Genomic DNA, 201 nt, shown 5'->3' on the forward strand with positions numbered 1-201 from the left:
CTGTTAGATCGCATAGGTTTTTCCAGCGCAGTTGAATCATGTGACTTACCACAGCCTGGGAGTAATCGAGGTTATGCGCCGCACCAGTTGATTCTGCAGTTCATGCTATCCATATGGTGTGGTGCCAATCGGTTTGAACATGTAGAAATCACACGCCATGATCCAGTGCTTAAGAAGCTGTTTGGTTTTAAGCGCATGGCC

Annotated in this window: 1 protein-coding gene; it reads left to right on the top strand. The window is 47.3% G+C overall.

The window, feature by feature from the left end; genetic code table 11:
- Nucleotides 1-201: hypothetical protein (locus C7H79_RS18610; RefSeq protein ID WP_206781781.1), on the top strand; the 201-nt coding region annotated here is incomplete at both ends.

The organism is Nitrosomonas supralitoralis (genome assembly GCF_003011925.2).
Taxonomy (GTDB): Bacteria; Pseudomonadota; Gammaproteobacteria; order Burkholderiales; family Nitrosomonadaceae; genus Nitrosomonas; species Nitrosomonas supralitoralis.